We start from the raw sequence: 20,866 nt of genomic DNA, 5'->3' as shown, positions 1-20,866 counted from the left end.
GACCTATTCCTCCAACAATTCAAGACTACGGAGCGAAATCTGTTTAGTTACTTTGGCTGCAAAAGCATCGATGCTCATCTTGCCTAAGTCGACCCCGTCCCGGGTGCGTACTGCAACTTCCCTATTCTCCATTTCCTGATCGCCTACGACCAGCAAATAAGGAACCCGTTGCAATGTGTGCTCGCGTATTTTAAAGCCAATTTTCTCATTCCTCAAGTCCTTACACGCACGGATGCCTTGAGACTTGAAAAGACTGACGACTTCTTCAACATAATCAGACTGCTTATCGGTAATATTCATTACCACAACCTGAGATGGAGCCAGCCATACTGGGAATTTACCGGCGTATTCTTCAATCAAAATACCGATAAAGCGTTCTAACGAACCTAAAATTGCACGGTGGATCATCACCGGTACCTGTCGGCTGTTATCTTCAGCCACGTAGGTAGCACCTAAACGTCCAGGTAACGCATAATCCAATTGCACTGTGCCGCATTGCCAAGCACGGTCCAAACAGTCATGCAGTGTAAACTCAATCTTAGGCCCGTAGAAAGCACCTTCACCTGGCAAAATTTCGTATTCGATATTGTTATGGGTCAGCGCTTCTTTTAGTGCAGCTTCAGCACGATCCCACATGGCATCATCACCAATACGTTTTTCAGGACGAGTGGACAACTTAACGACGATATTTTGAAAGCCAAAAGTTGAATAGATGTCATAAACCATCTTGATACAACTACTAACTTCTTGTTGAACCTGGTCTTCCGCACAGAAAATATGTGCATCATCCTGAGTGAAACCACGAACACGCATCAGACCGTGCAAGGAGCCTGATGGTTCGTTACGGTGACAACTACCAAATTCAGCCATACGCAGCGGCAAATCACGATAGGATTTAAGCCCCTGGTTAAAGATCTGAACATGCCCAGGGCAGTTCATTGGCTTAATCGCATATTCACGGTTTTCGCTGGAAGTGGTGAACATCGCTTCAGAATATTTATCCCAGTGGCCTGAGCGTTCCCACAGTACCCGGTCCATCATGAACGGACCTTTCACTTCCTGATAGTCGTACGCATCTAACTTTGTGCGAACGAAACGCTCAAGTTCACGGAAAATACTCCAGCCATCATGATGCCAGAACACCATACCGGGTGCTTCTTCTTGCATATGGTAGAGATCGAGCTGCTTACCAATTTTTCGATGGTCACGTTTTGCGGCTTCTTCCAAGCGTTGCAGGTAGGCTTTAAGCGCTTTTTTATCACCCCAAGCCGTACCATAAATACGCTGCAACATCTTATTATCGGAGTTACCGCGCCAGTATGCGCCCGCAATATTCATCAGTTTGAAGTAGTGGCATAAGCGCATGTTAGGCACGTGTGGACCACGACACATGTCTGTATATTCTTGATGATGATAAAGTGCCGGATGATCATCCTTACTGATGTTTTCATCAAGGATTGCCATTTTGTATGGTTCACCGCGCTGTGCAAAAGCATCGCGCGCTTCCTGCCAACTGACGACACGTTTTACTACGTCGTAATCAGTCTTAGCCAGCTCTAACATCCGAGCTTCCAGTTTATCGAGATCTTCTTGTGTTAACTTATGTTCTAAATCAACATCGTAGTAGAAGCCATTATCGATCACTGGTCCGATCGCCATTTTGGTCTCTGGCCACAATTGCTTAATGGCATGCCCCAAAAGGTGGGCACAGGAGTGACGAATAATTTCCAGTCCTTCCTGATCTTTAGCGGTAATAATGGAGAGTTCGGCGTCTTCAGTGATCCGATCGCAAGCATCTTTCAACTGACCATTAACACGTCCGGCTACACAGGCTTTTGCGAGGCCTGGACCGATATCGGCGGCAACATCCAGAGTCGAGACAGGATTGGCAAATTCGCGTTTGCTTCCATCCGGCAGAGTAATAACAGGCATGAATAATCCTTAGTCCAGTGGTGACCCACACGCAGGGCCACTTGGCTGATTCAAATAAACAGAATTAAAAAACGTGTGCGTTTTACTGAGAAAGACAATACAAGAGCCTTGGCATCGGTAAAACGAGCTGACGATTTTAATGGATAAGCCTTTGTAGACGCAACCAAATCTAACACTAATTCACATTAATGTGATGCCTTCGTAAAGTTACCTTACACCTTTTGAAAATATCCTCTGAGAAAGACGTACTCGTAACATTTCATTGAAAAACATAAAGATTATTTCAGGTTATGGCGCAAGAAATTTATAACACTTAAATGAATTGAGCATTGATGCGGCTACAGCACATTAGATGCCGCTCATCTATACTCTAAGAGAGTTAATCAACCGAGGTAATGTCAATGAAACAGCAAACTATCTGCTGCCCATATTGTGGGCACCAACAGACACTGCAACTTGACTCCAGCGGTGGTGATCAAGAGTTTTACAGTGATTGCCGAATTTGCTGCAATCCTATCCACATCCGTATGCATATCGATCATCAGCATCAACGCATTGAATTGCATGTTGATGCTGACGATGAACAATTTTATTAGTGGATTACGGGTTAACGCTGGGCTACATCTTTTTGAGCCAATACTCGCTCAACGGTATCAACTATCGTTTGGGTTTGGCTATCGATCTCAATATTAAAAAACATACCCGGTTGATAACGACCAAGATTAGTGAGTCTTAAGGTTTCTGGAATAAGGTGCAGAACAAAACAATTGTTCTTTATATTTCCGATGGTTAGACTACATCCATTAATACCAATAAAGCCTTTGTAAAGCACATACTTCATCCAAACCGACGGCAGTTCTAACGTTAGATCATAGTGGGTATCGGTTTGATCAACGGTCACCAATTTCGCTTGGGTATGAATATGTCCAGATAGAATATGGCCACCGATCTCTTTGCCAAATTGCAATGAACGCTCAATATTTACGTCATCATGAACTTGTAAATTACCGAGATTAGTCAGGTTAAGCGTCTCTTCCATTACGTCAAAAAACGCCCTATCATGCCCCACTCGCGTAACTGTGAGACATACTCCGTTATTGGCTACACTGGCTCCCGTTTGCAATCCCTCCAGTAATTCTGGTGGTAACGCGATCTGCAACGTATGCAATCCTGGCTTTTTCTCAATTGCCAGCACTTTACAGCAGGCCTGAACAATACCTGTAAACATTCTCTACTCTCTGGTTCAAAGGACAGACATGGCGCAGTTAGCTTTTCATGCCAAACGTATTATTCAATTAGCCTTGCCAGTGTTGGTAGCTCAGGTTACGCAAACCATGATGGGGTTTATTGACACCATGATGGCTGGCCGCGTGAGTGCCAAAGATATGGCTGCCGTCGCTATCGGTACTAGTCTGTGGCTACCGGCAATACTGTTTGTTAATGGCTTATTGCTAACCTTTACGCCGATGATTGCACATCATTTTGGCGCCGGACAAAGTGACAAGATCCGTCCCTTGGCTTATCAAGGGGTTTATATTGCCACATTTGGTGCCATCGGTGTGATGCTGTTTCTCAATTCTGCCAGTTTTGTTCTGGATCACATGAACTTAGATCCAGCGCTTTATGTCGTCACAGAAAATTATATTCACGGCATCTTGTGGGGCGCGCCAGCGTTTCTCATTTACCAAGTACTGCGCAGTTGTAGTGAAGGTATTTCTTACACGATGCCGGCAATGATCATCGGTTTTGTAGGACTCGCAGTAAATATTCCTGCAAATTATATATTTATCTATGGGCATTTGGGTTTGCCCGCTATGGGGGGGGCAGGATGCGGTGTTGCTACCTCATTGGTCTTTTGGGCAATGTGTTTAAGTATGCTCATTTACATGCAATGGCATCCGAAATTTAAAGCGGCACGCTTACCCGACGAGTTTGTCCGGCCACAATGGCAAACAATACTGCAAATGAGCAAACTGGGGATGCCCGTAGCGCTCGCGTTGTTTTTTGAGGTGAGCTTATTTTCTATCATAGCGCTGCTGCTGGCACCGTTGGGCGCAAACGTAGTGGCGAGCCATCAAATAGCACTCAACTTTTCATCAATGGTGTTCATGGTGCCATTGTCTATTGGTATCGCCGTGTCGATTCGCGTCGGCTATTACTTGGGACGCAATGAACCAGAACAATCCGCAATTGTCAGCAAAACTGGATTACTTCTAGGGTTCTCGCTCGCGGCATGTACTGCACTACTGACGGTATTGTTAAGAGAAAATATCGCATTGCTCTACAACAAAAATCCTCAAGTGGTTGCATTAGCGTCTGGGTTGATGTTAATGGCAGCGCTTTATCAACTGTCAGATTCAGTGCAGGTAATTTCAGCGGGCGCATTGCGGGGGTACAAAGACACTCGCAGTGCTTTTTACATTACTCTTTTTGCCTATTGGGGTGTCGGCATGCCACTGGGATATCTGTTGGCATATACGGATTTAATCATACCCAAACTTGGCGCTTACGGCTTCTGGTGCGGTTTAATTGCCGGTTTAACTACTGCAGCAATGCTTTATGCAGTTCGTCTTAAAGTGATTCAACGCCGAATACGTCACAGTGATGTTATTGAATTCTGACACTATATTATCTATTGATTGATAAAACACCGGCAGTTGCACAGCAAATCACCATCCGACGTTAAAAAAAGGTTTTTTCACTTGCCAGGATCAGTGGCTGGACTTTAATATAGCGTCCGTTCCGTTGGTGAATAGTTTAGCCTTCGGAAGTTAAGTGTACACCCGTAGCTCAGCTGGTTAGAGCACTACCTTGACATGGTAGGGGTCGGTGGTTCGAGTCCACTCGGGTGTACCAATAAATTTGTCCTTCTATACACCCGTAGCTCAGCTGGTTAGAGCACTACCTTGACATGGTAGGGGTCGGTGGTTCGAGTCCACTCGGGTGTACCATCTGCAATTCATCGTTGGTTCTGTGGTTTTTTATTTACTGCATATCTCTGTTGATGCACATCGCATCGCATGCTCGGTAGGTTCGACATTGGATTCTTGAGTCGGACGAAAGCGGTAAAACATTTTCAAATGACAGACCCAGTTTCGAGATCTTATAACGATTGTCTGGATTTAAGCGGATTGCGTAATAATGATCGGTAATCCCATTTTGAGCGACAGCACCACAATCTCGAATCACAACAGGCTGGTATGATTTAATCTCAGCTGCTTTAAGCTCATATTTCATCCCTTAATTGCTGTAGATTGGAGCGGGTTTCGGCGTTAAGCGCGGGTGATAGCTTCAGCACGACTAAACGATACTTTTTTGTGTCTTATGCAAGATAAAGCCCTTCACGACACTCTCGGGCTAACGGTCTTATTACACGATAGTTACCGACAGACAATGCAGTGTCCAGATTAACTGCGCCCTAAAAGTTGAAATGAGATCCATCGTTTTTTGTTTAATAAGGCCGAAACCTAATCTTTATTTTTAGGATGTGGGATTATGAGGTGAAGCACACTACCCGAAGAAAGCAGCGACTGTTCAGACAATCTTTAGGTATTGTCGGACATGACATAACTAACGTGAAGTCGGTCATGCCACATTTTTTATTTTCCTTGGGCTTTCAGTAGTCCTATTTAGCAAAAGATAACTTTTTGACTTTTGGTGTATTGTTAGTGTTTGGTAGCTATGAAATCATAGGCTCGAAACTCCCAAGCATACGGAGCTAACACCCTATGAGTCAGCGCAGCATCCGCAGTCTGTTTACCCCAAAATCTATTGCCGTTATTGGGGCGTCTAACTCGCCTGCCAGAGCCGGCTGCATCATGATGAAAAATTTGCTCAGTAGCGGCTTTGATGGCCCGATTATGCCGGTGAATCCGCATGCCACCTCCGTAATGGGGGTGCTGGCCTACCCCAATATTGAATCACTACCAGTCAAACCCGACTTAGCCATTATCTGTACCAAAGCCGAGCGAGTTCCTCAGATAGCAGAAACGTTAGCGCAATTTGGTTGCAAAACGGCGGTGATTATTGCATCGGGTATGAATCAATGTGTGGCAGACGACGGCCAAACCTTGGCGCAAAAGCTTACGGAAAGTGGTAAACGTTATGGCATGAGGATACTGGGCCCCAACAGTTTAGGAATGATCCTGCCCAACCTTGGTTTGAACGCCAGTTTGGCCCACACCAGCGCCCAGCCCGGGAAAATTGCCTTCGTTTCACAATCCGCGGCGGTATGCACCACAGTACTCGATTGGGCCAATAACAAAGGTATTGGTTTTTCCTCTTTTATTTCACTGGGTGATGCCGGTGATATCGATTTTGATGAACTGCTGGATTACCTCGGACGTGATTCAAAAACCTCAGCCATCATGCTTTACATTGATTCCATCAATGAGCGATTACGGTTTCTTTCCGCTGCACGTGCAGCATCCAGACACAAACCCATACTGGTGATTAAATCCGGCCGCAGTGCCGAAGGCGGTAACGCTGCCCGCCATCATACCGGTGCTAGCTCAGGTAACGATGCTGTGTATGAAGCCGCGTTTCGACGTGCAGGTATGCTGCGAGTAAACGACTTAGTTGAACTATTTGCCGCTCTTGAAAGTCTGGCGCACCTTAATCCGCTGCATGGTGAGCGTTTATGTATTCTTAGTAATGGTGGTGGGCCGGCCGTACTCTCTGTGGACGAACTGATCATCAAAGGCGGTAAACTCGCCCAGCTATCTGAAGAGACTAAAAGCAAACTCGCTGCGGTATTGCCACCAACTTGGTCGAAGCAAAATCCGGTCGATATTATTGGCGATGCAGATGGCGAACGTTATGCCAATGCCCTAAACATTTTAATGGATAGTGATGAACTAGATGCCGTATTAGTACTGCACTCGCCTTCAGCGTTAGGCAATGGCAACAACATCGCGGATGCCGTCATTGCAGCCGCCAGCAAACATCCTCGAAAGCATCGCGTTAACGTGCTGACTAACTGGAGTGGTGAAGATTCCGCATATGAAGCTCGTCGACGCTTTTCTAAGGCGGGAATTCCAACATATCGTACCCCAGAAGGTGCTGTTCGCGCTTTTATGCATATGGTGGAATTTCGTCGTAACCAGAAACTGTTGCAGGAAGTACCGCAGTCGCTAACCAACAATTCTGATACTGCAACCGCACGGAGAATTCTGCAGCAAGCCTTACAAAGTGGCCGAAAAGTGCTCGAAACCCATGATGCACGGGCGGTTTTCAGTGCTTATGGGCTAAAGACTATCGATACCTGGTTTGCCAATGATGCGGATGAAGCGGTTGTGATTGCAGAACGTGCAGGCTATCCGGTCGCCCTTAAAATTCAGTCTCCCGATATTTTACATAAATCTGATGTTCACGGCGTTATGTTGAATTTGGCGGATGCCGAAGAGGTTCGCCATGCAGCCGCAGCCATTACTAGTCGCGTAAGGGCGGCAAATCCGGACGCGCGCATTGAAGGGATGATCGTTCAAAAAATGGCACTGACGGCTGGCACGCAAGAGTTACGTGTAGCAGTGCTTAATGATCCGGTCTTCGGCCCTGCCATTATGCTCGGTGAAGGAGGCTCTGAATGGGAGCCAACTCGGGATGCGGCAGTGGCCCTACCCCCGCTCAATATGGCATTGTCCCGCTATATGGTGATTCAGGCACTAAAAACCGGAAAAATCCACGACAGACATTTGCCAAATGGCTTAGATATGGCAGCGATTTGCCGAATGTTAACGCAGATCTCCAGCTTGGTGATTGATTGTCCACAAATTGAAGGTCTTGATTTAAACCCCGTTTTGGCATCAGGGGACACTATCACCCTGCTGGATATTAATTTGCGGTTAACGGAAGATATCAAAGACAATAGCGCTCGATTATCCATCTTGCCCTACCCTAAAGATCTTGAAGAAACGGCGACATTGCGTAATGGTCTGCAAGTAATGTTACGCCCCATCTTACCCGAGGATGAACCCAAACACCTGGCCTTTGATAATTCATTATCAGATGAGGATCGGTATAAACGTTACTTCGGTGTACGCTCACAGATGACGCACGAAGAGATGGCAGTGCTTACGCAGATTGATTACGCCAGAGAAATGGCGTTTATTGCCACCATTAAAGATGATTCTGGTGACGATATCACCCTCGGTGCTGTGCGCGCCTCGATTGATCCTGATAATACAGAAGCCGAGTTTGCGATGGCGGTACGTAGTTCTCATCAGGGTATTGGTATCGGAAAATTGTTACTGGAAAAACTCATTCGTTATTTTCGCGCCGCAGGCACGCCGGTGCTCACGGGATATACCATGTTTGAGAATCGTAATATGGCAAGTCTGGCGAAAAGCCTCGGGTTTGCAGTAACGTTTGATATGGAAGAGCGATTGATCCATATGCATATGGATCTCTCAAAATCGTAGACTGTCGATGACAACAAAAAAGGCTGCATTAGCAGCCTTTTCGATTCCGATCACAAAACCTTAAGTGCGACACTGCTTAAAGATGTCTTCTTTCGGTCGATAGACCTGCGTGCTGACATTAAATAAGCCTAACAGCGTATCAAACAAGTTATCCTGCGAATAGCCGCTGCGCTGTTGCAACCCACTGAGGCAACTTTCGCTCAGGCCATTTTCCTGAGCATACCCAGCAGAAATCCAAGATAACCAAGGCACGGTAGTCTGTTCGGCTGGCGCGATACCATACGGTGTGCCATGCAAATACAGCCCTTTCTCACCCAGTGACTCCCCATGATCTGACAAATACATCATTGCTGGGGCATACATATGTTGCTGCTGCAGCCGTTTTACAATCTCCGACAAAATATAATCAGTATAGAGAATGGTATTGTCGTAGGTATTGACCAATTCATTGTGGCTACAATTCTGAATATCGCTACGCGGGCAGTCTGGAGTGAACTGCTTGTGATCGTCAGGATAACGTAAATAATAGGTCGGGCCGTGGCTACCAACAATGTGCAACACGATCAATCTATCTTGATTTGGTTGCTCTTTGGTCGTTAGCAATTCATCAAGTTTATCGACCATTACTTGATCTTTGCAAAATTCACCATCGCACAACTTCTTATCCATATTCACATCAATGGTGTAATTTGGTACGCGATCACAGACCCCTTTACAACCGCTGTCATTGTCTACCCAAAATACGTTGACACCGGCATGATGCAGTACATCCACAGCGGTATCCTGAGACCGCGCTTGACGAGCCTCATAGTCTTTGCGATTCATACGAGAGAACATACATGGCAGCGATACAGCTGTTGCGGTTCCACATGACTGGACATTGTTAAATGCAATCAGGCCTAAATCTTTCGTATACTGATTTGTTGGTCGATTATAGCCGTAATACTGATAATTCATCGCCCGGGCAGTTTCACCAACGACTAACACCAATAATTTGGGTTTCTCTTCCTTCATTGCCGCAGGTTTGATGACTTTGGCATCCAGTCCCAGCTCTTGATAGGTGATGGGCGCTTGCAGGTAGTTCTGATAAATGTATTTAGATGCAGAACCAATGAAATAGGTTGGGACGATATAGTGTTTAATCTGATCATTATTGCGAACAAAGGACGCATAATTCTGCATATAAACAAAGGCAATAGCCACCACTACCGTCAAATTAGCCAGCATAAATACTAGCTTTCGCAACATTTCTTTGGTGAACGGGCGGTACTCAATATCTGCCTTATACAGTAAAAATGCAGGTACCAACCCGGTTAAGGCAAAATTGGTAAACGATGCCCAGTTCACATAGGTTAAGGCTTCTGCGCTGTTAGTCTGAAAGGTGTTTTCAATCATTCCTGTATCAAATACAACACCGTATTTGTAAGCGGCAAAAAACACCCCGGAAGACAACAATATCAACGCAATAAAAAAGGGTTTAAGCAGATACTTAAAGCTAAAAAATGAAAACAGAAAGCCGAGCGCTGCGACCAAAAAGACCGGGATTGTGGCAACAAATACCGGATCAATGTGAGATTGATGTTCAAGTCCTTTTTTAACCACAGAAAAGAATGGAATGTTGAAGATCATGACGAAAAACAGCGCCAACAAGAAAGTAACGCGGTTTACGGATAACGATTTAAGCACCTTGGCTCCCACAACGACGAGAAATTTGTCTTAATTTTCAGACAAGCAAGCTTACAGATATTAAGTGCGATTTATAACAATCACGACTTAAGAAATACTTAAGTGAGTTAGGATAACAACAAATAGCTATGGTTGTATGTTTCAGAATGTACCATTCAGGCGGGTCAAAAACGTCAATAACTGATGGCACTCTGTATCATCAAATACTGCAGTCATTTCACGGGTTAACTGCAAGTGCAGTTGGTCGTGCTCAGCAAACATTTGCTGGCCTTTTTCTGTCAGCAAAACCTCAACCGAGCGTCGATCCTTGACAGAGGGTTGACGCTCAACTAGTCCGAGTTTTACTAGTCGATCAATCTGCACTGTCAACGTTCCCGTAGTGATGCCGAGCTTATCGGCTAACTCTTTCATCCGCATGGAGCCATTGGCACCGAGTATCTCAACTGTGTGTACCTGCGCGAGCGACACCCCTTGATCCCTCACGACACTTTGTTCCCAAGATGACAAACGCTCGTAAAACTCAATAATGGCGTGGTTGATATCCTGATCCAGTTGGTACTCAGCGCTCATTAGTAGCTCCACTATGGGTTAATGATGATGGTGGTCATGGTCATGGTCATGGTCATGGTCATGGTCATGGTCATGGTCATGGTCATGGTCATGGTCATGGTCAGTAGCATGATGACAGCAACCACTACCGTTGCAACTATTACGAGGATGTTCTGCTTCGGTGCAATCATCGCAACGGTTAACCTCAATCGTCAAATGGTCAATCTGAGAAAAATCAGCCAGTAAATCATGATAATAGTCGGTATCTTTAGGCTTATGACTCACTAAGGAAATCATAGCGGCATGGTGGTCAGCGCTGACTTTCCAGAGATGAAGATCAGTGACTTTGTGGTCACCTTCTGCCTCGATACGTCTTACCAACTGCGAGGCGTAATCAGGTTCTGTACTGGCATCAAGTAAAATAGGGCTAGTTTGTTTAATTAATCCCCAAGCCCAACGGCTGATAATGACGGCACCGACGATTCCCATTACCGGGTCGAGCCAATTCGCCCCCATATATTTACCCGCTAATAGCGCCGCGATAGCCATCAGTGACGTCAGCGCATCGGCCAATACATGAAAATAAGCGGCTTTAAGATTGTGGTCATCGTGGTGATGGCTATGGCCGTGATCGTGCCCATGGTCATGTCCTTGGTGATCCTTTAACAAAAACACACTGACAATGTTCACTGTCAAGCCGATAACCGCCACCAATATTGCCTGATTAAAATGAATAGCCTCCGGCGCAAACAATCGATAAACCGATTCAATCACCATAACCAACGCGACCAATCCCAATGCAACAGCACTAGTAAAGCCTCCCAACACGCTTACTTTGCCAGTACCAAAAGCAAATCTCGGATTAGTTGCATTTTTTCTGGCGTAGGTATACGCAAATAGGGTCAACATGAACGCCGCAGCGTGGGTTCCCATATGCCAGCCGTCAGCTAATAACGCCATCGAACCGTAAACCGTTCCGGCAATGATTTCCGCCAACATCGTCACCACTGTTAACGCTAATACCCATTTTGTACTGCGCTCGCCGCTTAGATTTTCTTTGTTAAAATCATGCGCTTGTTGCCAACGAGCCGTAGTGTGAAATTCGGCAGTCATAAAATTCGCCTATTAGTTTGATGATCAAATAACTTGATATACGAACTATCTTTTTTCTGGAGGCTAATTGCAAGCAATTGTTCGATTTGTTTGATAAAAGCCGGCATAACGCACATTTTGAGTTGTAGTCGTTTATGTTATCGAAAATGGGCTTAACCGCCCAAAAAGCGTATAATTATTCCTATCAGAAAACGACGGATTTAGCTGATGTACATCAGTTTTATATTAGTGTCCCCTGCCCGTGCAGCGAATATTGGCGCTGCCGCACGAGCTATCAAAACTCAGGGATTTAATGACTTAGTTGTCGTGCATTCATTGGCACACAGAGAAGATGAAGCTGGATGGGTCGCCTGTGGTGCAGTCGATATTCTAGAAAATATTCGAGAAGCGCCGTCATTAGCTTCAATTGCCGATGAGTTTGATCTGTTAATCGCGACCACCGCGCGGGAACGCGGTAATTTGCGGGAATATCTGACACCACAAAAAATGGTTAATGCATTAAGTCAGCAACAGCAATCGTTGACCAATGTCGGCATTGTTTTCGGCTGTGAGGCCAGCGGCTTAAGTAATAGTGATCTGGAACTCTGTGATCTATTGAGTTATATCCCGTTAGCACAGGAGTACCCTTCACTCAACCTGGCACAAGCAGTCATGGTGTACGCTTATGAATTGGGGCAGGCATTTTTAACATCAAAAATTACGCCCGGAATACATCAGCACGATGCCGAGCAACCCCAGTTGAGTGCGCTTGTTGAAAAATCTGCACGATTATTCGCTCAGTTGCAGATAGAGGAAGATACCAAGCTGAAACGTTGGCTGGAGGAGACACTCTGTCAATTTGGTGATCGGGATATCAAGATGGCACATCAGCTATTTAGTGATATTTTGAAAAAATTAACCTAGCGAATTATTTGCTCGCAGTGAATAACTGATTGAATTCTTCAAGCAGCGTTTGTCTTCGCGCTAAACACTCAGGAGAACGAGCGCTGCGACTCCACATTGAAGATTCAACAAATACCCGAAACCACAATTGCATTGCCCGCGCATTGTTCGATTCGCCCCACACCTCTAAAACTAGTGACGCAACTTCCGCGGTGCCAAGTTGAAAGTCTCGTTGGCCTTTACGCAATTGATAGTCTGCCAATGTATCAGGATGAAATGACAACACTGGCAATTGCTGCAGATAAGGGCTTTTCCTGAACATTTTCACCGCTTCACGCCAGCAGCCATCAAGTAACACAAACAAAGGTTTTTTACCGTCCGGAAACGAATTTTTTAGTGAAGATGTCGTCGGCGATACTTCAATAACTTGCTGTCCAGGTAATGCATAATCGCCAGGAAAGACCACAAATGGCTGATACGTAGGATCCGTTAATAACTGTAACAGGTGACGGTCAGGCTGAGTCCGAGACCATAAAAATGCATGAGTGTCGAGGATCAGGTCCGCAATCAATCTACCGCTGTTGCTTGGCTTCAGTACTTCTGTGTCATACATTACTAGCGCAAACGCTGAATCAGTGGCCAGAAGCTTACGACTGGCACAGGTACACACCTCAGCAGGCAGCAGGCAGAACGGACAACGTTTCACTTTCATACCGCGTGATGCATAAGGCTTAGTCGCAATCGCCTGCCGATAAGCATGCAGTCGGTGCACTGCGTGCATCGCTACTGCAGTCTCAGTTGGCACAGAGGCAAGTAACGATATCGTCATGTTACAGAATGCGTCTTAAGAAAAAGTCCGCACGTAAACGCCGAATACGTGTCAGGATTTTTTTTACTGCAGCCGGATAATTCTGCAGCGTTTCCAGTTGACTGTAATGCTTAATCTGGCGGGTGTATCGCAGTAGCTGTTGCTGTTCTTCCTGAAATTTTGACGCCAGAGTCTGCTGTTCATCATGCAGCAGCAAACCATTTTCCAGGTCGAGCGCCCATGCGCGTGGATTGAGATTACTTCCGGTCAGCAAGTGTTTGCGTTCATCCATGCTGATGCCTTTGAGGTGGAAGCTATTGCGCTCATGACTCCACAAATGAATCTTCAGCAATCCTTTATCAATCGCCCATTGCTGGCGCTTCGCAAACTTTCTCAATGATTGCTCATAGAGATAGGGTAATGCCCCAATGGTGGAGAACGGTTGATCATCTGGAATAAAAAAGTCGTTTGCCGTTTTATCGCCCACCACAATATCCAGACGCTTACCATCATGTAAATGTTTAGCGATGGCGCGCATCAATAGATACGGTGGATTGAAATATGGGGTGCAAACAAACAATGAATGACGAGACTCTTTGACCATTTGTAACACAGTGTTATTCAACGGGTTTTGTTTACGCCCCAGACCAACCATCGGCGTAATACGTAATGGAGAATACTGTGCATTAAACCGATAATAGCCACTGCTAAGCTGCTGTTTAAAACTTCGCAGTTCATGGCGCTCAGGCACGCGATCATTATTGTCACTCAAACTTACCACAGCGCTATGCGACAAGATAAATTCGTCAATCATGTTACGCATACTGCAAGCGAGTTCTTTAGACTCAAGCAAGTAATAACGATCTAAACGGTAACGCTCATGTTGTTGCAGGTAGACATTATTGAGGCTGGCACCACTATAGATAACCGCGTCATCAATGACGAAACCTTTGAGATGCAGAACCCCAAGGAATTCTCGAGACTTTACCGGCACCCCATAAATTGTGAATGGTTGCGCTGCTTTACTCATCAACTGCCGGTATAGACGATAATTACCGCCATCGCCTTTATGGCCAATCAGACCACGACGGGCACGGTGAAAATCAACCAATACCTTGATATCAAGTTGTGGACGACGTGCCTTAGCAGTAAGTAACGCTTCTAACACCTCACGTCCGGCCTCATCATCTTCAAGATACAATGCTGCAATATAAATGACTTGCTGCGCAGCAAGGATTCTGTCAATAAGGGTATCCTTGAAATTTTTTGGGGTCATCAACCACTGAATATCATCAGCAGCTATGGCAATTCCACCCAGCTGATCCAGCAAGGCATCCTCCTACAACAATCTATCCCGAACCGTATGATCCCTTTACCTTTCAGGGAGACCACAATAAAAAAGCCGTTAATGTAACGACGGCGGATTTAAGGCAATAGAACTTACTCACTTGTGACCAACGGAGCAAGCGTTTTCTCCCGGAACGAGAAGCAGATGCGGCAGAATTGCTCCTGTTTTGTACAATTAGTGTGCGCTTGCGTTACCGATCACAGTAAAATGATTGCAACGAGGTCAAATCACACCAAAGATTCGTAGCTAGAGATTTGATTCTAGTTAAGCCATTATGTTTATAGCTGTAAAACAGGATTTATTATGAAGCGACAGATTTGGGTACCTCTTTTACTTACGTTAGTTGCCGCCTGGGGGATCTTTCATTTCAAAGATTGGCTCGGGCCTCTAGTGCTACCGCTCTATATCGCTTTAGTTATCTTTGTCACACTCAAATTTTATCGATTAATGGAAAAGGATGACTCTTAATAATCATCCAGCACGCCGCTGGCACTTCAAAGCGCTAGTATTGTGGTCGATTTTATCGGCCACAACCTTTAATACAGCCTTAGCCGCCCCGCTTTCAGCTTGGTTACAGCCATTACTTCCGAAAGACTCTCAGACAGCATTGTGGGTACAGGATACCCATAACGGTGAAGTGCTGGTCAGTCATAATGCTGATGTGCTCATGCTGCCAGCAAGTACCCAAAAGTTGCTGACGGCGGTAACTGCCTGGCAAGTATTGGGGGAAGATTTCACCTTTCACACCACCCTATTGACAGATGGCAAGGTCGAAAAATCCGTCATTAAAGGGGATCTGTATCTCCGTTTTGAGGGCGACCCGAGGCTTACCCGTGCACAACTTGCGCAAATGGCACATCAGCTTGCTGCGTCCGGCATTAATGAAATTGACGGCAATGTTGTGCTGATCGGCAGTAATGACAGCCAATGGCAAGCGCCAGGTTGGGTCTGGGATGATTTGGGGATCTGTTACGCTGCGCCGGTATCCAGTTTTATCGTTGATCAAAACTGTATTAAGGCGATGTTGGTTCAGCAACCGGACGGTCTTACCAAGGTAAAACCGCTTCTGCCTGCGCCCATCACCGTTAGCTCCAGTGCCCGTTTTGATGCGGACCATCAACAGTCATTTTGCCAGCTATCACTGGAACGACTACCCGATAACCATTACCTGTTAGGTGGTTGTTATGCCGGGACGGCCCCTGCTCCATTAGCAATAGCCGTTAATAACCCACTACAATATGCACGTGATGTCGTGACTGATATCTATACACACCAATTCAAGCTTACCGGGACGGTCAACGCTGCCGATAACGTTCCAGCAACCGCTACGTTATTGAGTGACCATCAATCCGCGCCATTAAGTGAACTTATTAGTGAAATGCTATTGGATTCAGACAATCTGATTGCCGATACCCTGTTGAAACAAGTCGGGCAACAACGTTTTGGCAAACACGCCGGTTTTGCGGCGGGTACTCGAGTCGTAAAGGAAACCCTGGCGCAATTAGATGTCGTGTTAGACAGCAGTAGTATTGCCGACGGTTCAGGGTTATCGCGTTACAACCTCTTAAGTGCCAGACAGTTAGCCAGCTTACTGATACAAATCAAAACTCGGCCATCTTTGCAATGGTTGACAGAGGTGTTACCTAAAGCCGGGATCAGCGGTACATTGCAATATAAACGCCCATTCACCCAAAAGCCTTTACGCGGTGCCGTGGTGGCCAAAACTGGCAGTATGAGTGGTGTACAAAATCTTGCCGGATTTTTATCGGGTGATGCACCACAGGATAAAAATCGCTATCTGATTGTGGTTATGGAAAACGGCCTCAGCCCAAAAGAAGAAAAGGCCAAACACAATTTTATTACCGTGGTGATGCCTTCCCTTCAGCATCAGATTATTGAAGATGGAGTGCACACCTCCATGGGGCAACAAAGTAGTGCTCGCTGATGCAAGCACCACCTGTTGTATAATCTTGTGCGGTTAGAAATCGTCAGCGCTGAGCTGCATTATGGTCTCATCCCCGGCAGTCACTACATCCAGATGTAGTGAAACTCGTGGCAGTAATTTTGCGAAGTAATACTGCATCAGTTGTTGCTTGCGTTGCACGAAGGCAACAGGCAATTGAGCTGCCGCTTTTAGTGACTTATCCGCCATCATCAACCAGAAATGACCATAGAGCAGATAACCGAAAGCATCTAAGGCATCCACGGCTACCGCATTAATCAGTGCAGGTTGATCATGTTTCTGTTGATTAACTGCGGCGATAACATCTACAAAACGTTGCTGTAATTGTTGCAATTGTTGTTTTTGACTGGCAAACACCTCGTCACAGGATTGCTGCTGTTGCAGCCAGCTGAAAAACTCGGTTACCGTGGCTAAGTTATCACCTACCAGCTTTCTTCCCAGAAAATCTATCGCCTGAATGCCATTGGTGCCTTCATATATCTGCGCGATCCGAGCGTCTCGTACTAATTGCTCGATGCCAGTTTCACCAATATAACCATGACCGCCAAATACCTGCTGAGCGGTAACGCATGCGTCAAAACCTCTATCACTTAAAAAAGCTTTTGCGACTGGAGTTAACAGTGCGGCAAAGCGGGTTGCTTGCTGCTGCTCTTCGCTATCTGCCGCATATTTTGCTTTATCCAGTTGCATTCCCGTCATGACAGCAAGTGCGCGTCCGGCATCCGTTAATGCTCTTATATTCAGTAGCATACGACGAACATCACCATGAACTATGATGGGGTCAGCTTTAGCGCCAGTTGGCGAACCACCCGCGGCTAATCCCTGCAAGCGCTCTTTGGCATAGCTGGCTGATAGTTGATAAGCCATCTGTGCACTTCCCAAGCCCTGAATACCAATAGACAGACGTTCGTAGTTCATCATGGTGAACATACAAACTAATCCCCGGTTCGCACGGCCTATGAGATACCCTTCTGCATCGTCATAATTCATAACACAGGTAGCAGAACCTTTAAGGCCCATCTTGTGTTCAACCGCACCGACAGTTACGCCATTGGCATCGCCAATCTCTCCGTCTGCAGTTACTTTGAATTTGGGCACCAGAAACAGGGAGATCCCGTCGCTTCCTTGAATTTTTGCGAGTACCAAATGGATTACGTTGCTGGTTAGATCATGATCACCGCCGGTAATAAACATCTTACTACCACTGATCCGATAACTGCCGTCAGACTGCGGCACTGCGCGAGTAGCAATTGTACGCAGATCAGAACCGGATTGAGGTTCTGTCATATCCATCGCCCCGGCCCACTCTCCAGAATACAATTTAGGAAGGTAGAGCGCTTTAAGTGCTTCCGAGCCATGGGCATGAATACACAATGCCGCACCAGCGGTGAGTGCGGCATACAAGGTAAAAGCGTTACTGGCACTATAGCCCATTTCATCTAGCAGAACGCCAAGCATTTTAGGCATTCCCATGCCACCATATTCGGGCTCGCCGCAAAGCCCTACCCAACCGCCTTCAGCGTACTGACGGAATACCGCTGCATAACCGTCTGGGGTTTTTACACTTAAACCATTAAAGCTTACGCCCTGCGTATCACCGGGTTGATTCAGCGGCTGGATCTGCTCAGCACAAAACTTAGCCCCTTCTTCTAAAATGGCGGTGGCCGTGTCGAGATCCAATAATTCGGCGATAGCAGGCAACCCCTGCCAAACTGCTGCAGCATCAAAAACTTGTCGCAACAAAAAGTTCATTTCTTCGGTAGGTGCTTGAAATGGGATCATCGTTCCACGGCCTGTATTAAAATTTAAACAAGTGTTTTAATTTATCCTGAACTCTTGGATTTGGCAAACAGCAACGATAAAAACAACAAGGTTGCTCACAAACAGAACAGTCACTCCGATAACAAAAAGCCGGCAATATGCCGGCTCTTTGAAATTTTTCTATTTAACAAATGCTGACAAGGTCACTTTCAGTAATAGATTTAGGCAAGCGTTGCATCGTCTGCAGTAGCAATGGATTACCCAAAATATAACCCATCTCCTTGTTATCCAAATTGGCTAACAGCGCATCCTGAGTTTGTGCTTCTTGCACTTTTACGCGGGCTATCGCGTCCATGGATTCAATCTTCCCACCTGGGACATGAGTTGGCAGCTTATCCATAATTTGCATGTGCAACTCCATCAGTTCTGGTTTATCGAGTAACATCCTGACATTCCAGATTTCTTTCAGAGAAGCCTCATACTCATCGCGGGCGTTTGCCGCCGCTAATAGGATCTTCGGCGGCTCAACCTCTTCAGGTGTGGCTAACAGATGTTTAGCCATAAACCATTTACCGACTTTTTGTGAGGCGGTAAATGCTGATAATGGAATGGCAATCCATAACCCGATAAGCGCTGGTGACATCCATGCCAACAGTGTCCAGGAATCAAGATATGCGGCATAACCCAGTAAGATCCCTGCCAGCACATGATATCGGTGACGATAAATCACATCAGACCAGGGCAAGCTGCCATCATCACGACGTTGCGGTGCCCAGCCACTGTCTTTCCCGGAAATAATGGCAAACACTGCCCCACAATGAATAAACATCATAATGGGGGCAATTAATGCTGACACCAGAATTTCCAATAGGATGCTGGTCATAATGCGTAATCGGCCACCCAAAACGCTGACATATTGACGATCGGTCAGCAATAACAAGGTACCAAAGATTTTTGGCCCAAACAGAATACCCATGGTGATATAAAACAAGCGTAATGCGCGGTCTGAGTCCATCACTGGCCATTTAGGGAACAATGAGAACTGGTCGGTAAAATATTCCGGACGGATATAGTGTGCCTGCAAGGCCAGCAATAACCCAGAAAGGATCAGTAACAACCAAAATGGTGACGATAAATAGGACATGATCCCGGTCACCAAATGTAACCGACTGATCCAGTGCAGTCCTTTAGCGGGTAACACTCGCGTATGTTGCAAGTTCCCCTGGCACCAACGACGGTCTCGTACTGCCATATCGATAATCGAAGGCGGACATTCTTCAAAGGAACCAGGGAGATCGGCGGCAATTTTAACGCTCCAGCCAGCACGTCTGATTAACGCTGCCTCAACAAAATCGTGGCTGAGGATATGGCCACCAAACGGTGGTTTACCTTTTAACACCGGCAAACCAGCGGCCTGCATGAAGGCTTCAGTGCGGATAATCGCATTGTGACCCCAGAAGTTGCCCTCTTTCTGCACCCACCATGCGAGACCAGTACCAATCACTGGGCCATAGAAACGCGCAGCAAACTGTTGCAGACGCGCTAGCAGCGTTACCCCTTTTACTAAATAGGGAATAGTCTGGATGAGTCCGGCATCGGGATCGGCTTGCATCCGCCGGCCCAGTTCCACAATACATTGACTTTGCATTAAGCTGTCGGCATCTAGCACCAACAGACTGGTGTATGCGCTACCCCACCGTGTACAAAAATCTTCAACATTTCCTGATTTACGCGCGGTATTTTTGCGGCGCCGACGATAGTAAACGTTCGCGCGGCCATCAAGTCTTTTCCGGAGTAACCAAAAGGCCTGTTCCTCTGCAAGTGCAATCGTAGGATCCGTAGTATCAGAAAGAATAAACCACGAAAAGCACTGAAACTCCTGAGTGTCTTTCGTATATTCGCGGAGATCCAACGCCATTGTTTCAACAGCAGAAAACACGCGATCAGGCTGTTCGTTATAGGTCGGCATTAAGATAGCGACATTATCGGTGAGCACTTTTACAGACTGAGTTTTTGCTTTAACAAAACGTCGTTTAATCAATGCTACAAAACCAGCCACACCACTACAGAAAGCTAAAGCGATCCAACAGAAATTGATGGCAAACAGCAGCAGTACCAAGTATTCCAGCGGTGTCACTGCCGCGACGCTGAATACTTGCAACATTTCATATATCGCAAAAGTTGACAGCAATAATGCAGAACCTACAACCATGACTCGCCGCGACACTTTTGAGGTCACACCGCCAGCAGTGGTGCTTTGCCGCGGGAAACCGACGGACAATGATTTCAGACTCTGCTCTGGCATAGGCGCCGGTCTTTCCGGTGGCATTGCACTGTCCCCCTGCAACTTGGGGGCAGTTTCGGTCAGCAAATTATCCTGCAACATCTTTTGATCCATGGTATCC

At 46.2% G+C, this 20,866-nt stretch carries 15 protein-coding genes and 2 tRNA genes; 8 read left to right on the top strand and 9 right to left on the bottom strand.

All coding sequences use genetic code 11. The features are described from left to right. Nucleotides 1-3 precede the first annotated feature (3 nt). Entirely contained in the window at nt 4-1,932 is a 1,929-nt protein-coding gene (gene thrS, locus KDN34_RS08685) for a threonine--tRNA ligase (protein ID WP_212596455.1), read from the bottom strand. 395 nt (nt 1,933-2,327) lie between these two features. On the opposite strand from thrS, the gene KDN34_RS08680 reads away from it, so the two are divergent. Beyond that, a complete protein-coding gene (locus tag KDN34_RS08680) occupies nt 2,328-2,528 on the top strand; it encodes a CPXCG motif-containing cysteine-rich protein (protein WP_212596454.1) in 201 nt (66 codons plus the stop codon). A gap of 11 nt (nt 2,529-2,539) precedes the next feature. On the opposite strand, the gene KDN34_RS08675 is transcribed toward KDN34_RS08680, so the two are convergent. Beyond that, nucleotides 2,540-3,160, bottom strand: coding sequence for a riboflavin synthase subunit alpha (locus tag KDN34_RS08675; protein ID WP_212596453.1), 621 nt, complete (start codon nt 3,158-3,160; stop codon nt 2,540-2,542). A gap of 28 nt (nt 3,161-3,188) precedes the next feature. On the opposite strand from KDN34_RS08675, the gene KDN34_RS08670 reads away from it, so the two are divergent. The 4 genes from KDN34_RS08670 (at nt 3,189) to KDN34_RS08655 (ending at nt 8,351) form a co-directional block, all read left to right on the top strand. Further along, on the top strand, nt 3,189-4,553 hold the full coding sequence (locus tag KDN34_RS08670) for an MATE family efflux transporter (RefSeq protein WP_212596452.1): 1,365 nt from the start codon (nt 3,189-3,191) through the stop codon (nt 4,551-4,553). Nucleotides 4,554-4,711: 158 nt separating this feature from the next. Then, nucleotides 4,712-4,788: transfer RNA gene (locus KDN34_RS08665), tRNA-Val, on the top strand. Nucleotides 4,789-4,806: 18 nt separating this feature from the next. Further along, nucleotides 4,807-4,883: transfer RNA gene (locus KDN34_RS08660), tRNA-Val, on the top strand. Between the two features lie 777 nt (nt 4,884-5,660). After that, nucleotides 5,661-8,351 (top strand): bifunctional acetate--CoA ligase family protein/GNAT family N-acetyltransferase, encoded by a 2,691-nt coding sequence (locus KDN34_RS08655; RefSeq protein WP_212596451.1) that lies wholly within the window; start codon nt 5,661-5,663, stop codon nt 8,349-8,351. A gap of 60 nt (nt 8,352-8,411) precedes the next feature. Here the strand turns inward: KDN34_RS08655 and KDN34_RS08650 are convergent, their stop codons facing one another. The 3 genes from KDN34_RS08650 to dmeF form a co-directional block, all read right to left on the bottom strand. After that, on the bottom strand, nt 8,412-10,037 hold the full coding sequence (locus KDN34_RS08650; protein WP_228730461.1) for a phosphoethanolamine transferase: 1,626 nt from the start codon (nt 10,035-10,037) through the stop codon (nt 8,412-8,414). A gap of 141 nt (nt 10,038-10,178) precedes the next feature. Continuing rightward, entirely contained in the window at nt 10,179-10,607 is a 429-nt protein-coding gene (locus tag KDN34_RS08645) for a MarR family winged helix-turn-helix transcriptional regulator (RefSeq protein WP_212596449.1), read from the bottom strand. Nucleotides 10,608-10,625: 18 nt separating this feature from the next. Next, the gene (gene dmeF, locus KDN34_RS08640) at nt 10,626-11,699 is read right to left on the bottom strand and encodes a CDF family Co(II)/Ni(II) efflux transporter DmeF (RefSeq protein WP_212596448.1); all 1,074 of its coding nucleotides are present in this window, start codon (nt 11,697-11,699) and stop codon (nt 10,626-10,628) included. Between the two features lie 207 nt (nt 11,700-11,906). Between dmeF and KDN34_RS08635 the strand changes: the two genes are divergently transcribed. Beyond that, nucleotides 11,907-12,602 (top strand): tRNA/rRNA methyltransferase, encoded by a 696-nt coding sequence (locus KDN34_RS08635; protein ID WP_212596447.1) that lies wholly within the window; start codon nt 11,907-11,909, stop codon nt 12,600-12,602. Between the two features lie 4 nt (nt 12,603-12,606). Here the strand turns inward: KDN34_RS08635 and KDN34_RS08630 are convergent, their stop codons facing one another. Beyond that, nucleotides 12,607-13,410, bottom strand: a complete 804-nt coding sequence (locus KDN34_RS08630) for a tRNA-uridine aminocarboxypropyltransferase (protein ID WP_212596446.1) — start codon at nt 13,408-13,410, stop codon at nt 12,607-12,609. A 1-nt stretch (nt 13,411) separates the two neighbouring features. After that, nucleotides 13,412-14,719: a CDP-diacylglycerol--serine O-phosphatidyltransferase gene (pssA, locus tag KDN34_RS08625; protein ID WP_212596445.1), complete on the bottom strand. Its 1,308-nt coding sequence runs from the start codon at nt 14,717-14,719 to the stop codon at nt 13,412-13,414. Between the two features lie 321 nt (nt 14,720-15,040). On the opposite strand from pssA, the gene KDN34_RS08620 reads away from it, so the two are divergent. Continuing rightward, entirely contained in the window at nt 15,041-15,205 is a 165-nt protein-coding gene (locus KDN34_RS08620; protein ID WP_212596444.1) for a hypothetical protein, read from the top strand. Further along, the gene (gene dacB / locus KDN34_RS08615) at nt 15,195-16,682 is read left to right on the top strand and encodes a D-alanyl-D-alanine carboxypeptidase/D-alanyl-D-alanine endopeptidase (protein WP_212596443.1); all 1,488 of its coding nucleotides are present in this window, start codon (nt 15,195-15,197) and stop codon (nt 16,680-16,682) included. The genes KDN34_RS08620 and dacB overlap by 11 nt, the downstream gene beginning before the upstream one ends. 33 nt (nt 16,683-16,715) lie before the next feature. Here dacB and KDN34_RS08610 read toward each other — a convergent pair whose 3' ends face one another. Further along, the gene (locus KDN34_RS08610) at nt 16,716-18,482 is read right to left on the bottom strand and encodes an acyl-CoA dehydrogenase C-terminal domain-containing protein (protein ID WP_212596442.1); all 1,767 of its coding nucleotides are present in this window, start codon (nt 18,480-18,482) and stop codon (nt 16,716-16,718) included. Nucleotides 18,483-18,645: 163 nt separating this feature from the next. After that, a complete protein-coding gene (gene mdoH, locus KDN34_RS08605; protein ID WP_212596441.1) occupies nt 18,646-20,847 on the bottom strand; it encodes a glucans biosynthesis glucosyltransferase MdoH in 2,202 nt (733 codons plus the stop codon). Between the last annotated feature and the right edge of the window lie 19 nt (nt 20,848-20,866).

The sequence above is a fragment of the Shewanella yunxiaonensis genome, assembly GCF_018223345.1.
Lineage (GTDB): Bacteria > Pseudomonadota > Gammaproteobacteria > Enterobacterales > Shewanellaceae > Shewanella > Shewanella yunxiaonensis.
This window is presented reverse-complemented; position numbering and strand designations above follow the sequence as displayed.

Bases quoted from the DNA above. Each gene is read 5' to 3' on its own strand.
- dmeF (WP_212596448.1), bottom strand. From the start codon at position 11,699: ATGACTGCCGAATTTCACACTACGGCTCGTTGGCAACAAGCGCATGAT.
- KDN34_RS08675 (WP_212596453.1), bottom strand. From the start codon at position 3,160: ATGTTTACAGGTATTGTTCAGGCCTGCTGTAAAGTGCTGGCAATTGAG.
- dacB (WP_212596443.1), top strand. From the start codon at position 15,195: ATGACTCTTAATAATCATCCAGCACGCCGCTGGCACTTCAAAGCGCTA.
- KDN34_RS08645 (WP_212596449.1), bottom strand. From the start codon at position 10,607: ATGAGCGCTGAGTACCAACTGGATCAGGATATCAACCACGCCATTATT.
- KDN34_RS08630 (WP_212596446.1), bottom strand. From the start codon at position 13,410: ATGACGATATCGTTACTTGCCTCTGTGCCAACTGAGACTGCAGTAGCG.
- thrS (WP_212596455.1), bottom strand. From the start codon at position 1,932: ATGCCTGTTATTACTCTGCCGGATGGAAGCAAACGCGAATTTGCCAAT.
- KDN34_RS08610 (WP_212596442.1), bottom strand. From the start codon at position 18,482: ATGATCCCATTTCAAGCACCTACCGAAGAAATGAACTTTTTGTTGCGA.
- KDN34_RS08620 (WP_212596444.1), top strand. From the start codon at position 15,041: ATGAAGCGACAGATTTGGGTACCTCTTTTACTTACGTTAGTTGCCGCC.
- KDN34_RS08680 (WP_212596454.1), top strand. From the start codon at position 2,328: ATGTCAATGAAACAGCAAACTATCTGCTGCCCATATTGTGGGCACCAA.
- KDN34_RS08635 (WP_212596447.1), top strand. From the start codon at position 11,907: ATGTACATCAGTTTTATATTAGTGTCCCCTGCCCGTGCAGCGAATATT.
- mdoH (WP_212596441.1), bottom strand. From the start codon at position 20,847: ATGTTGCAGGATAATTTGCTGACCGAAACTGCCCCCAAGTTGCAGGGG.
- KDN34_RS08670 (WP_212596452.1), top strand. From the start codon at position 3,189: ATGGCGCAGTTAGCTTTTCATGCCAAACGTATTATTCAATTAGCCTTG.
- KDN34_RS08655 (WP_212596451.1), top strand. From the start codon at position 5,661: ATGAGTCAGCGCAGCATCCGCAGTCTGTTTACCCCAAAATCTATTGCC.